Source organism: Pseudactinotalea suaedae, from assembly GCF_009733815.1.
GTDB lineage: Bacteria > Actinomycetota > Actinomycetes > Actinomycetales > Beutenbergiaceae > Pseudactinotalea > Pseudactinotalea suaedae.
Window position 1 is genome coordinate 136,824 of sequence record NZ_WNXY01000003.1, and the last position, 21,898, is coordinate 158,721.

Annotated in this window: 19 protein-coding genes; 8 read left to right on the forward strand and 11 right to left on the reverse strand. The window is 72.5% G+C overall.

The features are described 5' to 3' along the window. Positions 1-22 precede the first annotated feature (22 nt). The 4 genes from araA to GPA04_RS06200 form a co-directional block, all read right to left on the reverse strand. Positions 23-1,543, reverse strand: a complete 1,521-nt coding sequence (gene araA / locus GPA04_RS06185; RefSeq protein WP_156223213.1) for an L-arabinose isomerase — start codon at positions 1,541-1,543, stop codon at positions 23-25. Continuing rightward, positions 1,540-2,292 (reverse strand): L-ribulose-5-phosphate 4-epimerase, encoded by a 753-nt coding sequence (locus tag GPA04_RS06190; RefSeq protein ID WP_156223214.1) that lies wholly within the window; start codon positions 2,290-2,292, stop codon positions 1,540-1,542. The genes araA and GPA04_RS06190 overlap by 4 nt, the downstream gene beginning before the upstream one ends. Further along, positions 2,292-4,013: a ribulokinase gene (gene araB / locus GPA04_RS06195; RefSeq protein ID WP_156223215.1), complete on the reverse strand. Its 1,722-nt coding sequence runs from the start codon at positions 4,011-4,013 to the stop codon at positions 2,292-2,294. Before araB ends, GPA04_RS06190 begins: the two co-directional genes overlap by 1 nt. Positions 4,014-4,083: 70 nt before the next feature. Beyond that, a complete protein-coding gene (locus GPA04_RS06200) occupies positions 4,084-4,758 on the reverse strand; it encodes a winged helix-turn-helix transcriptional regulator (protein WP_156223216.1) in 675 nt (224 codons plus the stop codon). Between the two features lie 144 nt (positions 4,759-4,902). Here GPA04_RS06200 and GPA04_RS06205 point away from each other — a divergent pair, with 144 nt between their 5' ends. Together GPA04_RS06205 and GPA04_RS06210 are read left to right on the forward strand one after the other, a co-directional pair. Beyond that, positions 4,903-5,739 (forward strand): class I SAM-dependent methyltransferase, encoded by an 837-nt coding sequence (locus tag GPA04_RS06205; protein ID WP_156223217.1) that lies wholly within the window; start codon positions 4,903-4,905, stop codon positions 5,737-5,739. Between the two features lie 53 nt (positions 5,740-5,792). Next, positions 5,793-6,083, forward strand: coding sequence for a DUF4287 domain-containing protein (locus GPA04_RS06210; protein ID WP_156223218.1), 291 nt, complete (start codon positions 5,793-5,795; stop codon positions 6,081-6,083). On the opposite strand, the gene GPA04_RS06215 is transcribed toward GPA04_RS06210, so the two are convergent. Beyond that, positions 6,080-6,754, reverse strand: a complete 675-nt coding sequence (locus tag GPA04_RS06215; protein ID WP_156223219.1) for a pyridoxamine 5'-phosphate oxidase family protein — start codon at positions 6,752-6,754, stop codon at positions 6,080-6,082. The genes GPA04_RS06210 and GPA04_RS06215 overlap by 4 nt on opposite strands. Before the next feature lie 77 nt (positions 6,755-6,831). Between GPA04_RS06215 and pdxR the strand changes: the two genes are divergently transcribed. Beyond that, positions 6,832-8,172, forward strand: coding sequence for a MocR-like pyridoxine biosynthesis transcription factor PdxR (gene pdxR / locus GPA04_RS06220; protein ID WP_156223220.1), 1,341 nt, complete (start codon positions 6,832-6,834; stop codon positions 8,170-8,172). On the opposite strand, the gene GPA04_RS06225 is transcribed toward pdxR, so the two are convergent. The 4 genes from GPA04_RS06225 to GPA04_RS21195 form a co-directional block, all read right to left on the reverse strand. Next, positions 8,159-8,683, reverse strand: a complete 525-nt coding sequence (locus GPA04_RS06225; RefSeq protein WP_156223221.1) for a DinB family protein — start codon at positions 8,681-8,683, stop codon at positions 8,159-8,161. The genes pdxR and GPA04_RS06225 overlap by 14 nt on opposite strands. Beyond that, the gene (locus GPA04_RS06230; protein WP_241680640.1) at positions 8,680-9,708 is read right to left on the reverse strand and encodes a LacI family DNA-binding transcriptional regulator; all 1,029 of its coding nucleotides are present in this window, start codon (positions 9,706-9,708) and stop codon (positions 8,680-8,682) included. The genes GPA04_RS06225 and GPA04_RS06230 overlap by 4 nt, the downstream gene beginning before the upstream one ends. An 84-nt stretch (positions 9,709-9,792) precedes the next feature. After that, positions 9,793-11,463, reverse strand: coding sequence for an ATP-binding cassette domain-containing protein (locus GPA04_RS06235; RefSeq protein WP_156223222.1), 1,671 nt, complete (start codon positions 11,461-11,463; stop codon positions 9,793-9,795). Positions 11,464-11,598: 135 nt separating this feature from the next. After that, complete coding sequence (locus GPA04_RS21195; RefSeq protein ID WP_156223223.1) at positions 11,599-12,225, reverse strand: TetR/AcrR family transcriptional regulator; 627 nt, start codon at positions 12,223-12,225, stop codon at positions 11,599-11,601. Between the two features lie 103 nt (positions 12,226-12,328). On the opposite strand from GPA04_RS21195, the gene GPA04_RS06245 reads away from it, so the two are divergent. Continuing rightward, complete coding sequence (locus GPA04_RS06245; RefSeq protein ID WP_156223224.1) at positions 12,329-13,576, forward strand: FAD-dependent oxidoreductase; 1,248 nt, start codon at positions 12,329-12,331, stop codon at positions 13,574-13,576. Between the two features lie 117 nt (positions 13,577-13,693). Here the strand turns inward: GPA04_RS06245 and GPA04_RS06250 are convergent, their stop codons facing one another. Both GPA04_RS06250 and GPA04_RS06255 read right to left on the reverse strand, forming a co-directional pair. Further along, positions 13,694-15,229, reverse strand: coding sequence for a DEAD/DEAH box helicase (locus GPA04_RS06250; protein ID WP_194238936.1), 1,536 nt, complete (start codon positions 15,227-15,229; stop codon positions 13,694-13,696). A 172-nt stretch (positions 15,230-15,401) separates the two neighbouring features. Then, entirely contained in the window at positions 15,402-16,820 is a 1,419-nt protein-coding gene (locus GPA04_RS06255) for an outer membrane protein assembly factor BamB family protein (protein WP_162458533.1), read from the reverse strand. A 112-nt stretch (positions 16,821-16,932) separates the two neighbouring features. Between GPA04_RS06255 and GPA04_RS06260 the strand changes: the two genes are divergently transcribed. From GPA04_RS06260 to GPA04_RS06275, 4 genes are all read left to right on the forward strand, one after another. Next, entirely contained in the window at positions 16,933-17,523 is a 591-nt protein-coding gene (locus tag GPA04_RS06260) for an SGNH/GDSL hydrolase family protein (RefSeq protein WP_156223227.1), read from the forward strand. A gap of 113 nt (positions 17,524-17,636) precedes the next feature. After that, positions 17,637-18,542 (forward strand): MurR/RpiR family transcriptional regulator, encoded by a 906-nt coding sequence (locus GPA04_RS06265; RefSeq protein ID WP_156223228.1) that lies wholly within the window; start codon positions 17,637-17,639, stop codon positions 18,540-18,542. Between the two features lie 16 nt (positions 18,543-18,558). Beyond that, the gene (locus GPA04_RS06270; RefSeq protein WP_156223229.1) at positions 18,559-20,436 is read left to right on the forward strand and encodes a hypothetical protein; all 1,878 of its coding nucleotides are present in this window, start codon (positions 18,559-18,561) and stop codon (positions 20,434-20,436) included. Between the two features lies 1 nt (position 20,437). Continuing rightward, positions 20,438-21,868 carry an L-fucose/L-arabinose isomerase family protein gene (locus GPA04_RS06275; protein ID WP_156223230.1) on the forward strand — a complete coding sequence of 477 codons (1,431 nt, stop codon included), beginning with the start codon at positions 20,438-20,440 and terminating at the stop codon, positions 21,866-21,868. Positions 21,869-21,898 lie beyond the last annotated feature (30 nt).

Sequence of the window (21,898 nt, forward strand, 5' to 3'; positions counted from 1 at the left end):
GCCCGCCCGGCCCCAGGGTCGCCTACAGGCCCTGGGCCAGGCGGTAGTAGGCCGCGTTCCAGCGGAGCTGCTGGGCGAACCCGCGCACCGTGGTGTCGGAGTCGATGACGGCGAGCTCGACCTCGGCGATGTCGGCGAAGTCCTCCCAGACCTCGCGCCCGATCGCGGTGCTCAGGACCGAGTGGTGCGCACCGCCCGCGGTGAGCCATGCCGTCGCCGAGGTGGTGAAGTCGGGGCGGGGCACCCACACCGCACGCGCCACCGGCAGGTTGGGCAGCTCGGCGTCGGGCGGCACGATGTCGATGAGGTTCGCGGTGAGCCGGAACCGCTCACGCAGGTCGGACATGGCGACGACGATCCCCTCACCCGGGTCGGTGTCGAACACGAGCCGGACCGGGTCCTCGCGGTCGCCGATCCCCAGCGGATGGATCTCGACACGGGGGGTGGAGGTCGTGAGCGTGGGGCAGATCTCGAGCATGTGCGCGCCGAGGATCTTCTCCTTGCCGGGCGTCATCTCGTAGGTGTAGTCCTCCATCAGCGAGGCGCCGCCGGGCAGGCCGTGACCCATCACCTTGGCGGCTCTGACCACCAGCGCGGTCTTCCAGTCACCCTCGGCGCCGAAGCCGTAGCCATCGGCCATCAAGCGCTGCACGGCCAGGCCGGGAAGCTGCCGCAGCCCGCCCAGGTCCTCGAACGTCGTCGTGAAGGCGGTCGCGCCCACCTCCTCCAGGAAGGAGCGGAGCCCGATCTCCTGCGCCGCGGCGTAGCGGAGCGACTCGTGCCGCTCGCCGCCGGACCGCAGCTCGGGGACGACGTCGTAGAGCTCCTCGTACTCTGCGACCAGGGCGTCGATCTGCTCGGCAGGAGCGGCGTCGACCCGCTCGACGAGCTCGTTGACGCTCCAGGTGTTGACGGCGATCCCGAAGCGCACCTCGGCCTCGGTCTTGTCACCCTCGGTGACGGCGACGAAGCGCATGTTGTCGCCGAACCGCGCGAGGGTGGCGCCACGCAGCGACGCCCATCCCGCAGCGGCGCGAGACCACAGGCCGACCTGCCGCTGCACGTCCGGGTTGCTGGCGTGGCCCACGACGATCTTGCGCGGCACCGACATCCGGGCGGCGATGTAGCCGAACTCGCGGTCGCCGTGCGCGGCCTGGTTCAGGTTCATGAAGTCCATGTCGATGTCCGCCCAGGGCAGCTCGACGTTCGCCTGCGTGTGCAGGTGCAGCAGCGGTGTCGACAGCGCGTCCAGCCCGGTGATCCACATCTTCGCCGGGCTGAAGGTGTGCATCCACACGATGACGCCGATGCAGCTGTCGTCGGCGTTGGCCTCGAGCGCGGTGCGGCGGATCGACGCCGCATCCTTCAGGACCGGCTTCCAGACGACCTCCACCGGGATGTCGTCGCTGTCCTGCAGGTAGGCGGCCACGGCACGGGACTGCTCCGCCACCTGGGCGAGGGTCTCCTCGCCGTACAGGTCCTGACTTCCGGTGAGGAACCAGATCTGGCGGGTCTCGAAAGGGTCCTGCGAGGACGCGGTCACTGAGTCTTCTCCTGGTCGGTCGTGCCTTGGCCGTAGACGTTCTGGTAGCGGTCGAAGAGCGAGTCGATGTGGTGCTGCGCGATCGGCACCGGGTCGCCGAGCTGCCGGGCGATGTGCACGGTGCGAGCGACCTCTTCGCACATGACGGCGGCCTTGACGGCGTCGCGCGCGTCCTTGCCGATCGTGAACGGTCCGTGGTTCGCCATCAGCACGGCGCGGCTGCGAGAGCCCTGCAGCGTCTCCACGATGCCGCGGCCGATCGAGTCGTCACCGATGATCGCGAACGGGCCGATCGGGATCTCGCCGCCGTACTCGTCGGCCATCATCGTGAGCACGCACGGGATCGGCTCCTGCCGGGCCGCCCAGGCGGTCGCGTAGGTCGAGTGGGTGTGCACGACGCCACCGACCTCGGGCATGTGGGCGTAGACGTAGGCCGCGGCGGCCGTGTCCGAGCTCGGCTTGAGCGCATCGGGGGTGCCGTCGTCGATCTTGTTGCCGTCGAGCGTGCAGACCACCATCGCCTCGGGCGTGAGCTCGTCGTAGGAGACGCCGGACGGCTTGATCACGAAGAGCTCGGGCAGCCCGTCCCCGGGCCGGGAGCCGGGCACCCGCTCGCTGACGTTGCCGGCGGTCCACACCACCAGCTCGTACCGGGTCAGCTCGGCGTGCAGCGCGGCGACGCGCTCTCGGGTCGCCTGCACACGCTGCTGCAGCTCCTCGGGCAGCTCGGACAGCACGACGGCGGCCATCAGGCGATCTCCTCGGTCGGTGCGAGCTCGGGTGCCGACCCGCTGGTACCGGAGGCGTGGACCTCGCGTCGGATCGCCTTCAGTCGGTGCATGACGTCGTTGCCGCCGCGGCCGAAGTAGTCGTACAGCGTGCTGTACTCGGCGAACAGCCGGTCGTAGGCCTGCGCGGCCTCGGGGTTCGGCGTGTAGGCGGCCTCGACGCGCCCACCCATCACGGGGGCGGCGGCGCGCACGTCGTCGTAGTACCCCGCCGCCACCGCGGCGTGGATCGCCGAGCCCAGGGCGGGCCCCTGGTCGGAGACGATCGTCGACAGCGGCAGCCGCGTGATGTCGGAGTACATCTGCATGAGGAAGGTGTTCTTGAGCAGCCCGCCGGCCACGACCAGCTCGGTCACCGGCACCCCGGACTCCGCGTAGGCCTCGACGATCACGCGCGTGCCGAAAGCGGTCGACTCCAGCAGCGCGCGGTAGATGTCCTCGGGCCGGGTGGTGAGCGTCTGCCCGAGGATCAGTCCGGACAGCTCGTGGTCGACGAGCACCGAGCGGTTCCCGGAGTGCCAGTCGAGCGCGATCAGCCCGTGCGCGCCGATCTGCTGGGCGCTCGCGAGCTCCGTGAGGTACTCGTGCAGGTTCTGATCCTTCGCCGCGGCGGCCTCGGCGTACGCCCCCGGCACCCCGGTGGAGACGAACCAGGCGAAGATGTCGCCGACGCCGGACTGGCCGGCCTCGTAGCCGTAGCTGCCGGCGACGATCCCGCCGTTGACGACCCCGCACATGCCGGGGACCTCGGCGAGTACGTCGCTGCTGATCACGTGGCACGTCGAGGTGCCCATGATCAGGGTCATCTGGCCGTTCTCGACGGCGTTCGCGGCCGGGGCGGTGACGTGGGCGTCGACGTTGCCCACCGCGACCGCGATGCCCTCGGGCAGCCCGGTCCAGCCCGCCGCCTCGGCGGTGAGCTGCCCGGCGACCTCGCCGAGCTGGGCGACGGGGGCGCCGTCGAGCTTGCTGATGAACCCCGCGAAGTCGGGGTTAAGGGCCGTGAGGAAGTCCTCGCTGGGATAGGTGCCGTCCTGGTAGATGCCCTTGTAGCCGAGCGTGCAGGCGTTGCGCACGTAGGTGCCGGAGAGCTGCCAGACGATCCAGTCGGTGGCCTCGACCCAGTGCTCGGTGGCGTCGTAGATCTCGCGGTCCTCCTCGAGCACCTGCAGACCCTTGGCGAACTGCCACTCGCTGGAGATGAGGCCCCCGTAGCGGGGCAGCCAGGACTCGCCACGCTCGCGGGCGAGCTCGTTGATCCGGTCCGCCTGCCCCTGGGCCGCGTGGTGCTTCCAGAGCTTGACGTAGGCGTGCGGCCGGTCGGCGAGCTCGGGGAGCTCGCAGAGCGGTGTGCCGTCGGCTGTCGTCGGCACCATGGTGCAGGAGGTGACGTCCACGCCGATCCCGACGACGTCGGCCGGGTCCACCCCGGCGGCCTCGAGCGCGGCCGGGACCGCGGTCTGCAGCACCTCGACGTAGTCGGCCGGAACCTGCAGCGCCCACTCGGGCGGCAACGGCTCGTCGGCGTGCGCCGTCAGGGTGCGGTCCATCACGGCATGGCGGTACTCGTGCACCGCACTGCCCAGCTCGGCTCCATCCGCGACGCGCACCACGACAGCCCGCCCGGAGAGGGTGCCGTAGTCCACGCCGACGACGAGTGCTCGGTCGACGTCGACAGTCATACCCCGATGTTAGCGTTCACATCGGTTCGGCGCATCCACTTCCGCTGACGGCTCGTCGCAGCGACAGGCCTCACGCGGGGCGGGGAACCGACGCCAGCTCGGACTGCCCCAGCCAGCGTGGCAGCTCGCGGCGCACCAGGGAGGGGCCGTCGACGACGACCTCGCCCGAGCGCAGCGCCTCCGGCCACGACCGGTCACCGCGCCAGACCTGCACCAGCGAGCGCAGCCCGGTGCTGACACCGGCTGTGACCTCGAAGCCGGGATCGAAGTCGCAGATGTCGACCTCGCCGCCGTTGACCACGATCCACCACCGGGCGCTCGTGGGCGTCACGTCGGTGAACCGCAGAGCCAGCACCGTCCGCGCTCGCGGCCACTCCTGCACCGGCAGCTTGCGCTTCATGTCCCACATCAGCAGGTGCGGGTCGAGGTCCTCCTCGCCCAGCTCACCGATCCAGCGCAGCCCCCAGGTGCCCAGCGCCTCGACCACTCCCGCCAGCTCACGCCCGCTCTGACTGAGCACGTACGAGGACCGGCCGCCCTCGTCGCGGCGCTGGACCACGCCGACACGCTCGAGGCTGCGCAACCGTTTCGCGAGCAGCGCCGGCGACATCTTCGGCACACCGCGGCGCAGCTCGTTGAAGTGCGTGCTGCCGTAGAGCAGCTCACGGACCACGAGCAGCGTCCACCGCTCGTCGAGCACCTCCATGGCCTTCGCCACGGGGCAGAACTGACCGTACGTCGCCATGACCGGCCTCCTCGGCTCCATTGAAGACCTCCTACGGGCGCAGCACCAGTACAGATCGTGAACCGCCGCTGGTTCAGATTCGTCACTGGTGGCCACCCACGGGCGCGCGGATGCTGGCAGCACCCCCGACAATCAGGAGCCCTCATGAGCACCACCTCGACCCCGTCCACGTTCGACCTCAGGCCCGAGCTGAAGGACCGGCACCGCCGCATGTGGGCGCTCGGCGACTACGCCGCCGTCGCCGACCAGGTGATCCCGGCGCTCGGACGGGTCGTCGCCGACGCGACCGGCGCCTCCCCGGGTCACCGGGTGCTGGACGTCGCCGCCGGCTCGGGCAACGCCTCGCTGCCCGCGGCACGTGCCGGCGCGGACGTCGTCGCTCTGGACCTGACCCCGGAGCTGCTCACGATCGGCGAGCGGGCCGCCGCGGATGAGGGGCTCGCCATCACCTGGCGGCAGGGCGACGCCGAGTCGCTGCCGTTCCAGGACGCCGAGTTCGACGCCGTGATGTCGTGCGTCGGCGTGATGTTCGCGCCGGACCATCAGCGGTGCGCCGAGGAGATGCTGCGCGTGCTGCGCCCGGGCGGCACCCTCACCCTGGCCAGCTGGACGCCGGAGGGTTTCGTCGGGCAGATGTTCGCGGCGATGAAGCCGTACGTGCCCGCACCTCCCGCCGGCTTCCAGCCGCCCCCGCTGTGGGGCACGGAGGCCCACGTGCGCGGGTTGCTCGGCGACCGCGTCGAGGACGTCCACGCGACCCGTGCTCGCCTGCCTGTCGGCGCCTTCGCCGACGCCGGCCAGTTCCTCGACTTCTTCCGTGCCCGGTACGGCCCGACCGTCGCCGCCTATGCGGGCCTCGCGCAGACGCCGGACCGCGCCGCCGCGCTGGACGCCGACCTGCTCGCCCTGGCCCGCGACCACGACCTGGGAGGCGGCCGGATGGAGTGGGAGTACCTGCTCGTCACAGCGCGGCGCCGCTGACGCGGATGAGCCTCCTCTAGCCTGGTCTCCCCACGAGCTCGGAGGTTGATCGCATGTCGTTCCAGGCCTACCTCGACGCGGTCGAGAAGAAGATCGGGATGACGCCCCGCGAGCTGATCACGCTGGCCCACGAGCGCGGTTTCGACGCGTCCACCAAGGCCGGGCCGATCCTCGCCTGGCTCAAGGAGGACTACGACCTGGGCCGCGGCCACGGCATGGCGATCGTGCACGTCATCACCAAGGGTGACGTCATCTCCGACAAGCACGTCGGCAGCGGTGGCACGCACGCCGACCCCTCGAACCGCCTCTGGCTCGACGGGGCGGCGACCAACCCGAACCCCTAACGAGCGAGGTGCTGCACGCGGCGCCGGATGTCGCCGGGGACCGCGGCGGCCGCGTCGGGCGAGGTGCGCGGCTCCTCGGCGACCCGGCGTATCGGGATCACCCCGGCCCAGACGGCCGGATCGACGTCAGCAGGGTCGTCCACGGGGCCCTCCGCGCGCACCTTCATCGACGCCTCGCGCAGCGGCACGGCGAGGACCGCCGTGGCGGCGAGCTCCCTGCGGGTGCTCGCGCGCAGCGTCGCGGACCTGCCGGGGATCATGTGGTCGACCGTGAGGTCGAGCGCTCGCGCCCTCTCCTCGGGATCGGTCACCACCCTCGCCTCACCGATCACGACGGCGGAGCGGTAGTTCATCGAGTGGTGGAACCCTGAGCGGGCCGCCACCAGGCCGTCGACCTCGGTGACGGTGACGCACACGGTGCGCCCGTGCGCGCTGGTGAGCCAGCGCGCGGCGACGGACCCGTGGATGTAGAGGGTGCCGCCGTCGTCAGGTCCGGTCACGTCGGTCGCGAACGCGACCGGGAGCACGAGCGGGTGCTCACCGACGTCCACGCCCAGATGCGCGATCAGCGCCTCCTCCAGGAACTGGTGCAGCTCGTCGCGGTCGTCGCGGGCGCGCTTCTTCCCGCGCACGATCGTGGTGCGCGCCGTGGGCGAGAGCGTCGTGGTCATGGCACCAGGCTCTCCGCCCAGTGGCCTGCGTGCAACGGCCAATAGCCGTACAGTTGGACAGGCCACTGGGAGGTGACATGGGGACGTTGCCCATCGCGCTCGACCGGTCGTCCGGCACCCCGCTCAGCGCGCAGCTGAGCGCACAGATCCGCGACCGGATCCTCGAGGAGACGCTGCGCGAGGGCGACCGGCTGCCGAGCACCCGAGCGCTGTCGACCGAGCTGGGCACGGCGCGTTCGGTCGTCGAGCAGGCGTACTCGCAGCTGGTGGCAGAAGGCTGGCTGGTCGGGCGGCACGGCTCCGGCACGTTCGCCGCCTCCCCCGGGCTGCCGCGCTCGACCGCGCCGGCGCCCACGCGCCGGAGCGCGGCCCCAGCCCCTGTGCTGCTCGACGCCGGCACGCCCTTCATCGACCCTCGGCACGCGGCTGGCTGGCGCCGTGCGTGGCGCGAGGTCTCGACCGCGACACCGCCACGCGGCTACGACGACCCCCGCGGCATCCCCGAGCTGCGCCGCCTGCTCGCGGACCGCATCGCCCACACCCGAGGCCTGCGCTGCGACCCCGAGCAGGTCGTCGTCACCGGCGGCACCACGGACGGCCTGCGGCAGCTGCTGGGGGCGCTGCCACCGGGTGCGATCGGCGTCGAGGACCCGGGGTACCGCTCGGCGGTCGCCACCGCGCAGCTGGCGGGCCGCCGGGTCCGCGACCTGCCGGCGGCGGACCCCGGCGGCTGGGACCTCAGCGGGCTCGCCGCCGCGTACACCACACCCGCCCACCAGCACCCGCTCGGCCACGTGATGGCTGCCTCGCAGCGGCTCGACCTGCTCGAGCAGGCACGACGCTCGGGCACTCTGATCATCGAGGACGACTACGACTCGGAGTTCCGCTACGACGTCGCCCCGATCCCCGCGCTCGCCTCGCTCGCGCCGGAGCAGGTGGGCTACCTGGGCACCGCCGCGAAGTCGGTGGGGCCGAGCATGCGGGTCGGGTGGTTGGTTGCGCCTGCCGACCTGACCGACAGAGTCAACGCCCGGCGCCTCGCGACCCACGACGCCGTGCCGTGGCCCGTGCAGCGCGCGTTCGTCGCGCTGATCCGCGACGGCTACCTCGATCGCGTGATCCGCAGCGCCCGCCGCGTCTACGCCGAGCGGGCGCACCAGGTGAGCGAGATCCTCTCGCCGTACGCGACGCCGTCGACCCCCTGGCCGGCCGGGATGTACACGACCTGGTTGCTGCCGCACGAGGACGCGCTCCGCGCGCGCGACGCCGCGCTGGCCGCCGGGTATCGGGTGAACCTGCTGGCCGACTACTGCCGCTCGGCCGAGCTCACCGGGCTGCTGGTGGGCGTCGGGGGCGTCACCGACGCCCAGCTCGGCGAGGCCCTCGCCGCGCTGGTGGCCGGCCTCACTCGCCGGTGAGCCCGTCGATCGACTCGCGCAGCAGGTCCGCGTGCCCGGCGTGGCGGGCGTACTCCTCGATCATGTGGACCAGCACCCAGCGGACGTTCACCGAGGCCGGCGATCGGCGCTCGACGGTGTCGAGGCCGCCCTCGGCCAGCACCTCGCGCAGGTGCGTCCGGGACTGCTCGACGGCGGAGCGCCAGCGCTCCCGGACGGTCGCCTCGTCGAGGTGATCGGCGATGTGCCAGTCCCAGTCCGGGTCGGCGTCCCAGTCGACGGTGTCCCAGGGCGGCGCCGGCTCCAGACCGCGCAGGCGGTGACCGAACCAGAAGTCCTCGACGAAGGCCAGGTGGTGCAGCATGCCGCCGAGGCTGATGCTCGACGGCGGGTGCCTGCGGCGCAGCTCCTGCTCACCAAGCCCGTCGGTCTTCCAGGCCAGCGTCGCACGGAGGAACTCGAGAAACCCCACCAGCGTCTCGAGCTCGCCGCCCAGACCGCCCGGCTCGGGACGCCCCTGCTCGTCGGTCACCGTGCCGTGCGCGGCGCCGCGGTCGAGGCGCGCTCCACGATCTGCACCGGCAGCCGCCGCGGCAGCGCGGCACCGCCGGCGATCACCTCGACCAGCGCACCGAGCGCCGCGGCACCCAGCGCACGCAGGTCCTGCCGGACCGTGGTGAGCGGCGGGTAGAAGTTGGCCGCACCCTCGAGGTCGTCGAACCCGATCACGGAGACGTCCTCGGGGACCCGCACCCCGGCCTCGGCGAACGCGCGCAGCACCCCGAGCGCGGCGAGGTCGTTGCCGGCGAACACGGCGGTGGGCAGATCCTCCAGCAACGACCGACCCAGCTCGTAGCCGCGCTCGGAGCTCCAGTCGCCCGCGAGGTCCGGCCGCGGCGTCACGCCTGCCTCGGCGAGCGCCGCGTGCCAGCCCTCGATGCGGGCGGCCGCGTCGAACCAGTCGGTCGGGCCGCTGAGGTGCACGACGTCGGTGTGCCCCAGCCCGAGCAGGTGCTCGGCGGCCAGCCGGGCGCCCGCGCGCTGGTCGACGCTGATGGTGGGGACGCCGTCGGGAGGGTCCCAGGCCGAGACCACGAGCACCGGCACCTGGGCGCCCAGCGCCTGGGCGATCTCGGCGACGCCGAGGGTCGGCGCGATCGCCACCACGCCCTCGACCCCCTGCTCCACGAACGCGTCCGCGATCTCGCCGTGCAGATCGGGCTCCGGCTCCGGCGCGATCGCGACCGTCACGAAGTACCCGGCCGCGCGCGCAGCCTGCTCCAGCGCGCCGAGCGTGCCGGCCGGTCCCGAGCGGGAGGAGCCGCTGGCGACGATCCCGATCAGCCCCGAGCGCCGGGTCACCAGCGCCCGCGCGGACAGGTTGCGCCGGTACCCGAGCTGCTCGATGGCGGCGAGCACCCGCTCCCGCGTCGCGGGCCGCACCGAGGTGTGGTCGTTGAGCACGCGCGAGACGGTCTGGTGCGAGACGCCGGCCAGCCGCGCGACGTCGGTCATGCCGGGGCGGCGGCCGTTCGTGCCGTTCTGTTCGCTGCTCATCGCGACGAACACTAGCGAGGCACCAGGCCGAACGCGCGGGAGGTGTCGCTCCACGCTCGAGAACCGCACTACCGCGTTCGAGCGCTACGACGCCTGGTGCGCGCTCGCCGACAGCAGCACCACGTCACCGGTCCAGCGCTCGCGCAACCACCGGTCGTGCGAGGCGACGACGACGGCGCCGGGCCAGTCTCCCAGCCCCGCCATCAGCTCGTCGGCGAGCGCGAGCGAGATGTGGTTGGTCGGCTCGTCGAGCAGCAGCACGTCGGGCTGCTGCGTCACCAGCATCGCGAGCACCACCCGCCGCCGGGTGCCGACCGACAGCTCGCCGATCGGCCGGTCGAGGTCGCGCGGGGCGACCAGGCCGTGGCTCTCGACGGCGGAGCGGTCGCCCGGCGGCAGCTCGCTCCCCTCGGCGGCGGCGAGCAGCTGGCGTGGGGTGCGCCGGTCGTCGTCGAGGTCGAGGTCCTGCTCGAGGAGGCCGACGCGCGCACCACGTGCGGTGCCGACCTCGCCGTGCTCGGGGCGCAGGTCGCCCGCGAGCAGGTGCAGCAGCGTCGACTTGCCGGACCCGTTCGGTCCGGTCACGAGCAGCCGCGCTCCGGCGGCGATCTCGACGCTCGGCGCCCCGGCGGCGTCCATGTCGAGCCGCCCGGAAAGGGTCGCGTGGTGCGCCCAGGCGAGCAGTCCGCCGTCGCGGACGGGACCGCTGGGTGGCTCGAAGCGCAACGGCGGGCGGGGCTTGCGGACCTGGTCCCGTTCGAGCTGCTCGAGCCTGCCGGCGGCGTCGCGCACACGGCGCGAGACCGTCTGGTCGACGCGGCCGCCCTTGAAGTTGTAGATGAACTTGTCGTTGTCCCGCGGACCTCGGTTGGGGGCGATCTCGCGTGCGGTCACGGCGACGGCATGACGCAGCTCCCTGAGCTCGGTCTGCTCCCGCTCGTACTGCTGCTCCCAGCGGACCCGGTCGATCCGACGCTGCTCGAGGTAGTCGGAGTAGCGCCCGCCGTAGACCACGGGCGGCGGGGTGGGGCTCGACCCCGGGTCGAGATCGACGATCTCGGTCGCGACCTGCTCGAGGAAGGTGCGGTCGTGGCTGGCGAGAAGGACGGCGCCGTCGAGCGCGGCGAGCTCGGCGGCCAGGAAGTCGGCGGCGTCGTCGTCGAGGTGGTTGGTCGGCTCGTCCAGGAGCAGGGCGCGCGGGCGGCGCAGCAGCAGCGCCGCCAGGCCAAGCCGGGTGCGTTGCCCGCCCGACATCTGCCCGACGAGCCGGGTGGTGTCCTCGACGAGCAGATCGAGCCCGAGGCCGGCGAGGGTGCGCTGGGCTCGGGTGTCGGCGTCCCAGACCTCGGCGTGCTGCGCCGCCGCGAGCGCCGCGTCGTAGGCGCGGGCGGCGGCGGGGTCGTCGGCGTCGGCGAGGCGCGCCGCAGCCTCCTCGAGGTCGGACTCGAGCCGGCGCAGGTGCGCGAGGGCGTCCTCGACGACGGACGCCGCCGCGGTCGAGTCCGGGTACGGGAGCTCCTGGTCGAGCACACCCAGGTCGGGCGGCCGCCGCACGCTCCCGGAGTCGGGTGCGAGCGTGCCGGCGAGGACGCGCAGCAGGGTGGACTTCCCGACGCCGTTCTCCCCGACCAGTCCGGCCCTGTGGCCGGGGTCGACGGCGAGCGAGACATCGGTGAGCACGGCACGTCCGCCGAAGGAGACGGAGACGCCGTCGGCCCGGAGCACGGGCGAGAGAGCGGTGGAGGGGGATGACATACAGACCTGCCTTGGCGTCGAAGAGACGGGTTCGGGGCAGGTCAGATCCACACGAGAGCCAGCGTACGGGCTGGTCGCAGGAGCACGAAGACCTTTTCGCGCGACGGGTGAACCGGCAGGCCCTCGGGTCGCTGCTCAGGCGGCGTCGGTGGCGAGCATCCGCTGCACCAGGGCGAGCTGGGCGTCACCCCACGTCCGAAGATCCTCGGCGGGGGCCTGATCGAGCTGCGCGAGGCTCCACTCGTCGAGCGTCTTCAGGGTCGCCACGACGAGGCGCAGCTGCAGGTCGGCGGGGAGGTCGTCGCGGACGGCACCCGACGTGCGACCGTGGTCCAGCACCTCGCCGAGCCAGGTCTGGAGGTCGGCGAAGAAGGACTGCACGGCACCGCGTGGCTCGCTCGGAAGGCCGTCCAGGTAGACCAGCCGGCCCAGCGCGGCGAGCGAGGGATCGCTCGTGCTGACCTCGACCAGGTCGCGCAGCAGATCGCGAGCGGTCCTCCAGAAGTCGGCCGCGAACGCCTCGGGCGGCGGGACGGTCAACCGCTGCCCGACGTCCTCGCGGAGCGTGTCGACGACGAGGTCGAACAGCGCCTCCTTGGAGGGCACGAGGTGGTAGAAGGAGCTCTTGCTCATCCCGCAGGCGCGGACGATGCGGTTCAGCGACGCCTGCTCGTAGCCGCTGCGCGCGAACTCCTGCGCCGCCTCGCGCACCAGCAGGGCACGACGCTCGTCGGGGGTTCGCGTCGAGGCGGGCGGAGCCATGGCGGTGAGTGTAACCGTCTGTGGACCACCCGGTCCAACAGGTGTTACGGTGTTGTTGGACCACGCGGTCCAACAGGTCGGTCGACGTGGAGGAGACGCGCGCATGGCAGCACGAGCCCAGCCCCTCGAGACCCAGCTGGCGTCGGCGACCGGCGATCCGGTCCGGGTGCTGGTGGTCGGAGCCGGCGTGGCCGGGATGGCGGTCGCGCAGCTGCTGCGGCGGCAGGGATGGCATCCGGTCGTCGTCGACCGGGCGCGGGACGACCGCGCGGCCGGCTACATGCTGGCGCTGATGCCGATGGTCGACCCTCTCATCGACGATCTCGACGCCCGCGATCGGTATCTGGACGCGAGCGTCGAGCTCGGCCGCTACCGGTTCCGCTCGCACACCGGCCGCGAGATGCGCACAGACTCGATGGCCGGCGTCGTCGACCGATACGGGGACTACCGCGGCATCAGCCGCAGCAGTCTGCAGGACGTGCTGTGGGCGAACGGCGGCGACGTGACCTTCCAGACCACCGTGGCCGCGCTCGAGGAACGCCCCGAGGGCGTCCGGGTGACCCTGCGGAACGGTGAGGTCGAGAGCGACCACGAGTTCGATCTCGTGATCGTCGCCGACGGGATCCGCTCGACGACCCGCGATCTGGTCCCGGGCAGCGGGCCGCTCGACGTCGTGGACACCCGCTGGGGCGGATGGGTCGCCTGGGTCGATGCCGAGGATGACGACGAGCCCGATCTCGGTGACGAGATCTGGGGCGCGGGCTTCTTCCTCGGCACCTATCCGGTGCAGGGCCGCATCGGAGCGTTCCTCGGCGGTCCGGCCGAGGACCTGCAGTCCGGGCCACGGGAGTTCGTGCGAAAGGTGCGCGGCCGGCTCCGGACGACGAGCCCGCGCGTCGAGCGTGCGCTCGCCGCCGTCGCCGCCGAGCCCGACCCGTACTACTGGCCGCTCGACGACGTCCGCACCGCCCGCTGGACGACCGCACGCACCGTGCTGCTCGGGGACGCCGCCGCCGGCTTCCTCCCGACGGCCGGCATCGGCGCCGGCATGGCGATGGAGTCGGCGTGGGTGCTGGCACGCATGCTGGCGCACGCACCCGAGGTCGATCTCGCAGCGCTGCTCGCCGAGTACGAGCGCATCCAGAAGCCGCGCGTCGAGGCCGCGCAGAGCAACTCACGGGCGCTCGCCCGACTGATGTTCCGCCGCAGCCGCACGCTCGCGGTGGTCCGCGAGTGGGCGGCACGCGCTCTCAGCGTGACCGCGGCGCTCGGCCCGATCGTGCGCCTGCTCCAGGACCCGCCCGACCCCGAGCGGGCTGTCGCCGCGGCGCGGGTGCGTGCCGAGGGTTAGCGCACCTCTGCGTGCCGTCCCGGGCCATGCGACAAAGCCGTCGCCAGATCGCTCGGAACCCGCTGTTCTCGCGGGAATCGGCGATCTGACGACGGCTTTGTTGCAGCCGGGGCGGGGTCAGCCGCGGGGCATACCGCTGTCGCGGGTCGCCCGGCGCGGGCCGCGGCGGGGGCCGCCGCCCGAGGGCGCACCGGCGTTGTCGCTGCGCTGGGGGCGCGAACCACCCTGCGAGCCGGACGAGCCCTGCGAGGTCGAGGAGGACCACACCGGAGCGCTGCCACCCTGACCGCCGGAGCGAGCACCCTGACCGCCGGAACGGCCGCCTGCGCCGCCCGGACGCCCACCCTGGCCGCCACCACGGCGACGGTTGCGCCCGCCACCGGAGCCGCCGTGCGCGGTGTCGGCGGGCCGGTCGGCTCGCTGGCCACCGGCACGGCGCGGGCCGCGCGCGGCGGGCTCGCCGCGACCGGCGGGAGCGGCCTTCGCCGTCGGCGCCACCTTGGGTGCGACCGCACCGACGAGCGTGGAGAGCTGCTCGGCCGTCGGCTGGATCGGCGTCGCCGCGATCTTCGCCGCGCGGGCGAGGGAGCGCATGTCGCCCCGCTGCTCGGGCAGCACGATCGTGACGACGTCGCCACCGGCGCCCGCACGCGCGGTGCGACCGGAGCGGTGCAGGTAGGCCTTGTGCTCGGCCGGCGGGTCGACGTGCACCACGAGCTCGACGTCGTCGACGTGGATGCCGCGCGCCGCGATGTCGGTGGCCACGAGCACGCGGACCGCACCGGAGCTGAAGGCCTCGAGGTTGCGCTGACGGGCGTTCTGGGACAGGTTGCCGTGCAGGTCCACCGCCGGGATGCCCGCGGTGGTCAGTTGCTGGGCGAGTCGCTTCGCCTGGTGCTTGGTCCGCGTGAACAGCAGTCGCCGCCCGTTGCCGGAGGCGAGGTGCTCGACGACGTCGCGCTTCTCGTCCTTGCCGGCGACGTTGAACACGTGGTGGGTCATCGCGGCGACCGGCGAGGACGCCGAGTCGACCGAGTGGGTCACCGGGTCGGACAGGTAGCGCTTGACGAGCACGTCGACGCCGTTGTCCAGCGTGGCCGAGAACAGCATGCGCTGCCCGCCGCGGGGGGTCCGGTCGAGGATCCGCTTGACACCGGGGAGGAAGCCGAGGTCGGCCATGTGGTCGGCCTCGTCGAGGACGGTGATCTCGATCTCGTCCAGGCGCAGCGCGCCCTGGCCGAGGAGGTCCTCGAGGCGGCCGGGGCAGGCGATGACGACGTCGACGCCGGCCGCGAGCGCCTTGACCTGCGGGTTCTGGCCGACACCGCCGAAGATCACGGTGTGCTTCAGACCGGCCGACTCGGCGAGCGGCGCGAGGGTCTCGGCGATCTGCGAGGCGAGCTCACGGGTGGGAGCGAGGATCAGGGCGCGGGGCGTCTTCGCCTTGGGGCGACCGCCGTCGGCCAGCCGAGCGACCAGCGGGAGCGAGAACGCGAGCGTCTTGCCCGAGCCGGTGCGGCCGCGGCCGAGGACGTCGCGGCCGCGAAGGGTGTCCGGGAGCGTCGCCGTCTGGATGGGGAAGGGTTCGTCGATGCCACGCTTCGCGAGCGCGGTCACCAGGGATGCGGGCACGCCGAGCGCGCCGAAAGTCATGCTGGACACAGGGATGTGTTGCCTTCTGTCAGGGGGTTCACCGCAGTGCAGATGTCACTGGTGCGTCAGGACGTGATGTCCGCGCATTCGGAACCGCGATGCCGCGAGCAGAGCTGCTCGCTGCGTTCATCCTCTCACGCCACCGGCCCGGATCCGACCGACGTGAGCGAGGTCACTGCGCCAGCGGGATCACGATCTGCGTCATGCCCGAGCTGGTGAGCAGGTAGGAGTCGGCGAGCTGGGCGTCGCGCATCGCGGCCCGGTACTCGGTCCGCTCGCCCGTGATCGGGTCGACCAGATAGCTCACGAAGACCTCCTCGTCCTGCTCGTCCCGGATCAGCTGGTCGGTCATGAGCACCGACTCTCCCAGCACGACGGCGTCGCCCGGGATGAGCGAGGGACCCTCCTCCCACAGCCGGTCACCTGTGCCCATGTCGACGGCGAACGAGCTCGAGCCCTCGGGCAGCACGACCGCGCCGCCCACCTGCCAGGCACCCGCCTCGAACGGCAGCGCCGCGGGTGCGCTCCAGAGCTCGGCGCCCGCGGGGTCGACGAGCCGGTACCGCACCTCCTCGCGATCCCACGCGTCCCGATCGGCGATCTCCAGGATTAGCGCCCCGCTCTCGCCGTCGGGCAGGCCGAGGGTGGCGACCGCGACCACCCGTTGCTCCCCCTGCTGCTCGAGGCGCCACACCTCGTCCCCGCTCCCGGCGTCGAACCCGACCACCTGTGGGCCGGTCGGTGGGCTGCCGTAGCTGAAGATCTCGACGACGGTCTCGACGCTCGACGCCGAGGCGACGATCACCTCGCCGTCGGCGCTGAGCCCGGCCGCGCCGAAGGCGAGCGGCTGGCTCCAGACCACCCCACCGACCACCGGATCGAGCCGCACCAGCGCGTACGAGCTTCCCTCGCCGTCCTCGCCGGCCTCCCCCGACCGCAGCGCGACCGCGACGTCGCTGTCCCCCACGCCGGTCATGGCCGTGACCTCGCCGTCGAGGCGCACGCACGAGAGCTCCTCGCCCGTGCGGGGGTCGAAGGTGGTCAGGTCCGTGCGGCCGTCCTCACGCCCGGCGACCAGCATGAACCGGCCCTGGATGGTGCTGAAGCCGCTGCTGTCGTCCTCGATGCCCCACAGCGGCTCGCCGGTGAGGGCATCGGCACCGACCCAGACCCGCTCGGTGTAGCCATCACCCTGCAGCACCACGCCCTGATCCAGCGGGTACAGCGTCGGGTCGTACCGACCGGTCTCGCGGATGCCCCAGGACGTGAGCGACGGCTCCGCGAGCCCAGGCGGCAGCCCCATCAGCTCCTCCGGGTCGAAGCCCTGCTCCCTGGCCTCGGGTGTGCCCCAGGGCGGGATGCGCAGGTCGGCCAGCGCATCGCCGTCGACCTCGCTCCAGCCGTTGCCGCACGTCAGCCCGGTGGCGTCGATCACCCGGCTCACGAGTCCACCGGAGAGCTCGGCCACGCCGATCGCGGCCACCACGCCCACCACCGCCACGACGGCGACCCGGCGTCGCCGCCGGCCGGCACGGTGAGCCGCCTCCTGCTCGCGGTCCCGCGGCGTGATGCCCGTCGGCTCGTCGCTCACAGCCTGCTTCCCCCTTGGTGGTGTGGCCCCACGGTAGGGGACGTCTCGGCGACCGGTCGCCACCTGGACGGGCCGCTCCGCGCCACCCGCGCCCGTGCCAGAGTTGGCGACCATGACCATCGTGCTCACCGGTGACTCGATCACCGACGCCGGCCGTGACCGCTCCGACCTCGCGAGCTGGGGCTCCGGGTACGCCGCGCTGATCGGCGAGGCCCTCGTCGAGCAGCGCGTCATCAACACCGGGGTCGGCGGCAACCGGGTCGTCGACCTGCAGCGCCGCTGGGACGAGGACGTGCTGGCCCACCAGCCGACCGTGCTGTCGGTCATGATCGGCATCAACGACACCTGGCGCCGGTACGACCGCGACGACCCGACGTCGGCACAGGCGTACGCCACCGGCTATCGCGACCTCGTCATGCGCGCGCAGACGGCGGGGGTCGGGCGGATCATCCTCGTCGAGCCGTTCCTGCTGCCCGTCACCGACGAGCAGTGGGGCTGGCGCGAGGACCTCGACCCGAAGATCCAGGCGGTGCGCCGGCTCGCCGCCGACCTCGGCGCCGGCTACCTCGCCACCGACGGCCCGCTGGCCCAGCGCGCCGCAACGGTCGGTGCCGCCGCTCTCGCGTATGACGGCGTCCACCCCACCCCCGAGGGTCACCGCCTCCTCGCGGACCTCTGGCTCGCGGAGTACCGCGCGGGCTGACCTCGCAGCACCCTGCAGACGCCCGCGATGCTCGGCTCGGCTCGCCGCATCCCGTCTCTGACATTTCCTGTCACTCTTGACAGGTCGACGGCGGCTGACTGACACTTCCTGTCATGGCATCGGCGCCGTCACTGAGGTCCACGGGGATCCTCACCGACATCCGCAGGCTCCTCCCCGAGCTGCCGGCGTCGGTGCGCAAGGTCGCCGAGGTCGTGCTCGCGGACCCGCAGGCCGCCGTCGCCGGGACCTTGCAGGACCTGTCCGAGGCCAGCGGGTCCTCGCCCTCGGCGGTATCGCGACTGTGCCGACGGCTCGGCATCAACGGCTACCCCGCGCTGCGGGTGGCCGTGGCCGCCGACGCCGCCGGGGCCGGCTCCTCGCCGTGGGAGCTCGACATCTCCCGCACCATCTCCCCGACCGACCCGCTGGACGAGGTGGCACGCACGCTCGCCGCCGCGCAGACGCTCGCCGTGCGCGACACCCTCGCGGAGCTCGACCTCGACGCGGTGCGCCAGGTCGCCGAGGCCATCGCCACCGCCGGCCGGGTGCAGCTCTACGGCGTCAGCGGCTCGGCCGTGATGACGGCCGAGCTGGAGCTGCGGCTGCACCGCATCGGCATCCCCACCTGGTCCTTCACCGACGTGCACGAGGGTCTCGTGGGAGCGTGCCTGCTCGGGGCCACCGACGTCGCGATCGCGGTCTCCTACGCCGGGGAGACGATCGAGACCGTCGAGATGCTGCGCGCCGCGCGCGCCTCCGGTGCGGTGACGGTCGCCATCACCGGGTCCCGGACCGCACCGCTCGTCGAGCTCGCCGACCACGCGCTGTTCACCGTCTCCGACGCCACCACGTTCGGCGAGGGCCCGTTGGCCGCCCGGTTCGCCGAGCTCGCGGTGGTCGAGATGCTCTACCTCGCCGTCAGCCAGCTGACCTACGAGCGCGCCAGCAGGCTCCTCACCGTGACCGCCCGCGCGGTCAGCACCCATCAGATGCCGCACGACCGGCGACCCCGCCGCTGACAAGAAGGGTTCCACCATGACCTCGCACAGCCTGACCCGGAAGGGCTTCCTCCGCATGAGCGGCGCTCTCGGTGGCGCCCTCGCCGCCGTGGGATCACTCGGCGGCACCTCGGCGTTCGCGCGGGGACCCGTGGCCGCCGCTGCGGGGACCGGCGGGCCGCTGCTGCGCGGCGACGAGTTCCCGATCGGGGTGTTCTGGCCTCCGCCGCCGCTGCAGACCACCGTGGCGCGGTGGCAGGAGATGAAGGACGCCGGCTTCACCTACGTGCACACCAACAACTACCTCTACGCCGACCACCACATCCAGCGTCACGCCCTCGGCATCGCCGACGAGGTCGGGCTCAAGGTGCTGGTCGACGACGGCGACCTGCGCTGGTTGACGCACCAGTTCCGCGTCTCCGACGACGGCGGCACCTTCACGCTGACCCGAGCCGAGGCGGAGTCCAAGCTCCGCGAGATCATCGCGCGTTACTCACCGGTGCGCTACTGGCGCCTGCAGGACGGCCACCTGCTCGTCGACGGCGGCACCGGCAACGGCTCGATCGGCTGGGCGAAGGCGGGCGCGGAGTGGACCGACTACACGTTCGCCTTCACCACCGCCCCGCTGCCGACCGGAGCCGGCGGCTACGCCCAGGCGGGCTGGGCCTTCCGGGTGCAGGACGAGGGCAACGCCTACGTCTGGTTGATCAGCAACATCGGCTCCGCTGGCAAGCTGACGAAGGCCGTGTTCGTCGATGGCGCGCCCTCGGTGACCGAGGTGGCGTTGCCGTTCGCGATCGAGCCGGGCGTCGCCTACCAGGTGCAGACCGCCGTCGAGGGCTCGACGATCACGACGACGATCGACGGCCAGGTGGTCGACACCACCACGGACGCGACCTTCGCCTCCGGCAGCGTCGGGTTCCGCGAGGCGGGCACCGAGTCCGCCACCTTCGACGACGTCACGGTCACCGCTGCGGACGGCGGCGCGCTGCTCGCCGAGGACTTCTCCGGCGACCTGAGCGCGTGGCAGCTGCCGGGTGCCGGGACCGGGTACGAGAGCTTCGTCGGCCTGCACGTCTACGACGAACCCACCGGCGACAAGCTCCCCGAGCTGGCGATCGTGCTCGATCTCATCCGTGAGATCGACCCGGACTGCCTGCCGTACGTGAACCACTTCCCTGGCTTCGACTACGAGGCCGCTGTGGAGCACCTCGACCCCGAGGTGCTCTCGTTCGACCGCTACCCGATCCTGGCCGAGGGTGAGGACACCGGCTACTACCGGAACTGGGCCGACGTCCGCGAGGCCGCGCTGCCCGCCGGCATCCCCACGTGGGCCTACGTGCAGTCGGTGGGGTACACGGCGCACGCCGTCCCGACACTGGACGACCTGTACTGGCAGGTCAACATCAGCCTGGCCTTCGGCTGCAAGGGCATCCAGTACTTCACCTACTGGACCCCCGACCCGGCCCGGGGTGAGAACTTCACCGGCGGGATCCTCACGGTCGAGGGTGAGCGCACCCCGCTGTACGACCACACCACCGAGGTCAACACCAGCTACCTGACGCACATCGGCACGGAGCTGCTGCCGCTGACGTCGACGGCCGTGCAGGCCGCCAACCTCGATCCGGTGCCCGACGGCCTGACGCCCTTCGAGCCCGACGACGACCTGCTCGACGTCACCGGGAGCGCCGTGGTGCTCGGCCGGTTCACCGGGCCCGGTGCCGACCGGTACGCGCTGGTGGCCAACCACTCGCGCCACGAGCGCGCCGACGTCACGCTGCGGGCCAACGACGCGACCATCCACAAGGTCGCGACCTTCGAGCCCGCGACCCAGAGGTGGCGCAACCAGGGCCAGCGCTCCAAGCACAGGCTGGCGCCAGGACGCGCCGTGCTGGTGCGGTTCAGCCCGCGCTGACGTGGTCGACCAGCTCGCGGGCCTGCCCGTGCACGAACGCCGCCGACCCCGGATCGGCCTCGTCGCGGGCGGGCTCGGCACCTACTGGCCGCAGTTCCCCGACCTGCTGCCCCAGCTGCAGGAGTCGGCGCGACAGGTGTCGGAGCGGTTCCGCGACCTGGACGTCGAGGTCGTCGACGTCGGGTTCCTCTCGGACGCGCAGGACGGCGCCCGCGCCGCCGAGCGGCTGCGCACCGCCGACTGCGACCTGATCGTCCTGTTCGTCACGACCTACCTGACGTCCTCGATGGTGCTGCCGATCGCGCAGCGCTCGCACACGCCCGTGCTCGTGCTGGACCTGCAGCCGACCGAGCGGATGGACCACGCCACATTCACCACCGGTGACTGGCTCGCCTACTGCGGCCAGTGCTCGATCCCCGAGATCGGCAACGTCTTCCGCCGCGCCGGGATCCCGTTCCGCTCGGTGTCCGGCTGGCTCCACCAGCCGTCGGCGTGGGAGCGGATCTCCCGGTGGCTCGACGCGGCCCGGGTCCGCGCGGCGCTGCGGCACGCGCGGCACGGTCTGCTCGGCCACCTGTACCCGGGGATGCTCGACGTCTCCACCGACCTCACGCTGATCCCGACCACGTTCGGGTCCCACGTGGAGGTGCTGGAGATCGATGACCTGCGGGTCCGTGTCGAGCAGGTCTCCGACGCCGAGACCGCCGCCCGCATGGACCTCGCCCGCGAGATCTTCAGCCTCGACGACAGCGTGGTCGAGGAGGACTTCGCCTGGGGTGCGCGGGTGTCCGTGGGGCTGGACCGTCTGGTCGAGGATCTCGAGCTCGACACGCTCGCGTACTACCACCGGGGCCTGGACGGCGAGCAGCACGAGCGGCTCGGTGCGGGCATGATCCTGGGTGCCTCGTTGCTCACGGCCCGCGGCATCCCCGCCTCGGGCGAGTACGAGCTGCGCACGACCGTGGCCCAGCTGAGCACCCAGGTCCTCGGGGCCGGCGGGTCGTTCTGCGAGATCCAGGCGCTCGACTTCCTCGACGGCGTGGTCGAGATGGGCCACGACGGCCCGGCCCACCTGGCCGTCTCCAGCCGCCAGCCGTTGCTGCGAGGGCTGGGCGTGTTCCACGGCAAGCGGGGCTGGGGCGTCTCGGTGGAGTTCGACGTCCAGCACGGACCGGTCACGCTGCTGGGCCTGGGCCAGGACCGCGACGGCACGCTCGCGTTCGTCGCCTCCGAGGGGAACGTCGTGGCCGGCCCGCTGCTGGCGATCGGCAACACCACCTCACGGGTGGACTTCGGTCGCGACCCCGGCGAGTGGGTCGACGCGTGGTCGGCCACCGGGGTCGGGCACCACTGGTCGCTCTCGACCGGTCACCGCGCCGCGAGCTACAGCGCCGCCGCCGAGCTCCTGGGGATCCCGTTCCGGCAGGTCTGAGCACACAAGGCGAAGGGCCGCCGTCGAGAT

What these genes read in the sequence shown, in the direction of transcription:
- GPA04_RS06205 (WP_156223217.1), top strand. Translation starts at nt 4,903, where the DNA reads ATGAGCACCACCTCGACCCCGTCCACGTTCGACCTCAGGCCCGAGCTG.
- GPA04_RS06215 (WP_156223219.1), bottom strand. Translation starts at nt 6,754, where the DNA reads ATGACCACGACGCTCTCGCCCACGGCGCGCACCACGATCGTGCGCGGG.
- GPA04_RS06190 (WP_156223214.1), bottom strand. Translation starts at nt 2,292, where the DNA reads ATGGCCGCCGTCGTGCTGTCCGAGCTGCCCGAGGAGCTGCAGCAGCGT.
- GPA04_RS21195 (WP_156223223.1), bottom strand. Translation starts at nt 12,225, where the DNA reads ATGGCTCCGCCCGCCTCGACGCGAACCCCCGACGAGCGTCGTGCCCTG.
- GPA04_RS06265 (WP_156223228.1), top strand. Translation starts at nt 17,637, where the DNA reads ATGGCATCGGCGCCGTCACTGAGGTCCACGGGGATCCTCACCGACATC.
- GPA04_RS06260 (WP_156223227.1), top strand. Translation starts at nt 16,933, where the DNA reads ATGACCATCGTGCTCACCGGTGACTCGATCACCGACGCCGGCCGTGAC.
- GPA04_RS06235 (WP_156223222.1), bottom strand. Translation starts at nt 11,463, where the DNA reads ATGTCATCCCCCTCCACCGCTCTCTCGCCCGTGCTCCGGGCCGACGGC.
- GPA04_RS06210 (WP_156223218.1), top strand. Translation starts at nt 5,793, where the DNA reads ATGTCGTTCCAGGCCTACCTCGACGCGGTCGAGAAGAAGATCGGGATG.
- GPA04_RS06270 (WP_156223229.1), top strand. Translation starts at nt 18,559, where the DNA reads ATGACCTCGCACAGCCTGACCCGGAAGGGCTTCCTCCGCATGAGCGGC.
- GPA04_RS06245 (WP_156223224.1), top strand. Translation starts at nt 12,329, where the DNA reads ATGGCAGCACGAGCCCAGCCCCTCGAGACCCAGCTGGCGTCGGCGACC.
- GPA04_RS06230 (WP_241680640.1), bottom strand. Translation starts at nt 9,708, where the DNA reads ATGAGCAGCGAACAGAACGGCACGAACGGCCGCCGCCCCGGCATGACC.
- GPA04_RS06250 (WP_194238936.1), bottom strand. Translation starts at nt 15,229, where the DNA reads ATGACTTTCGGCGCGCTCGGCGTGCCCGCATCCCTGGTGACCGCGCTC.
- araB (WP_156223215.1), bottom strand. Translation starts at nt 4,013, where the DNA reads ATGACTGTCGACGTCGACCGAGCACTCGTCGTCGGCGTGGACTACGGC.
- pdxR (WP_156223220.1), top strand. Translation starts at nt 6,832, where the DNA reads ATGGGGACGTTGCCCATCGCGCTCGACCGGTCGTCCGGCACCCCGCTC.
- GPA04_RS06200 (WP_156223216.1), bottom strand. Translation starts at nt 4,758, where the DNA reads ATGGCGACGTACGGTCAGTTCTGCCCCGTGGCGAAGGCCATGGAGGTG.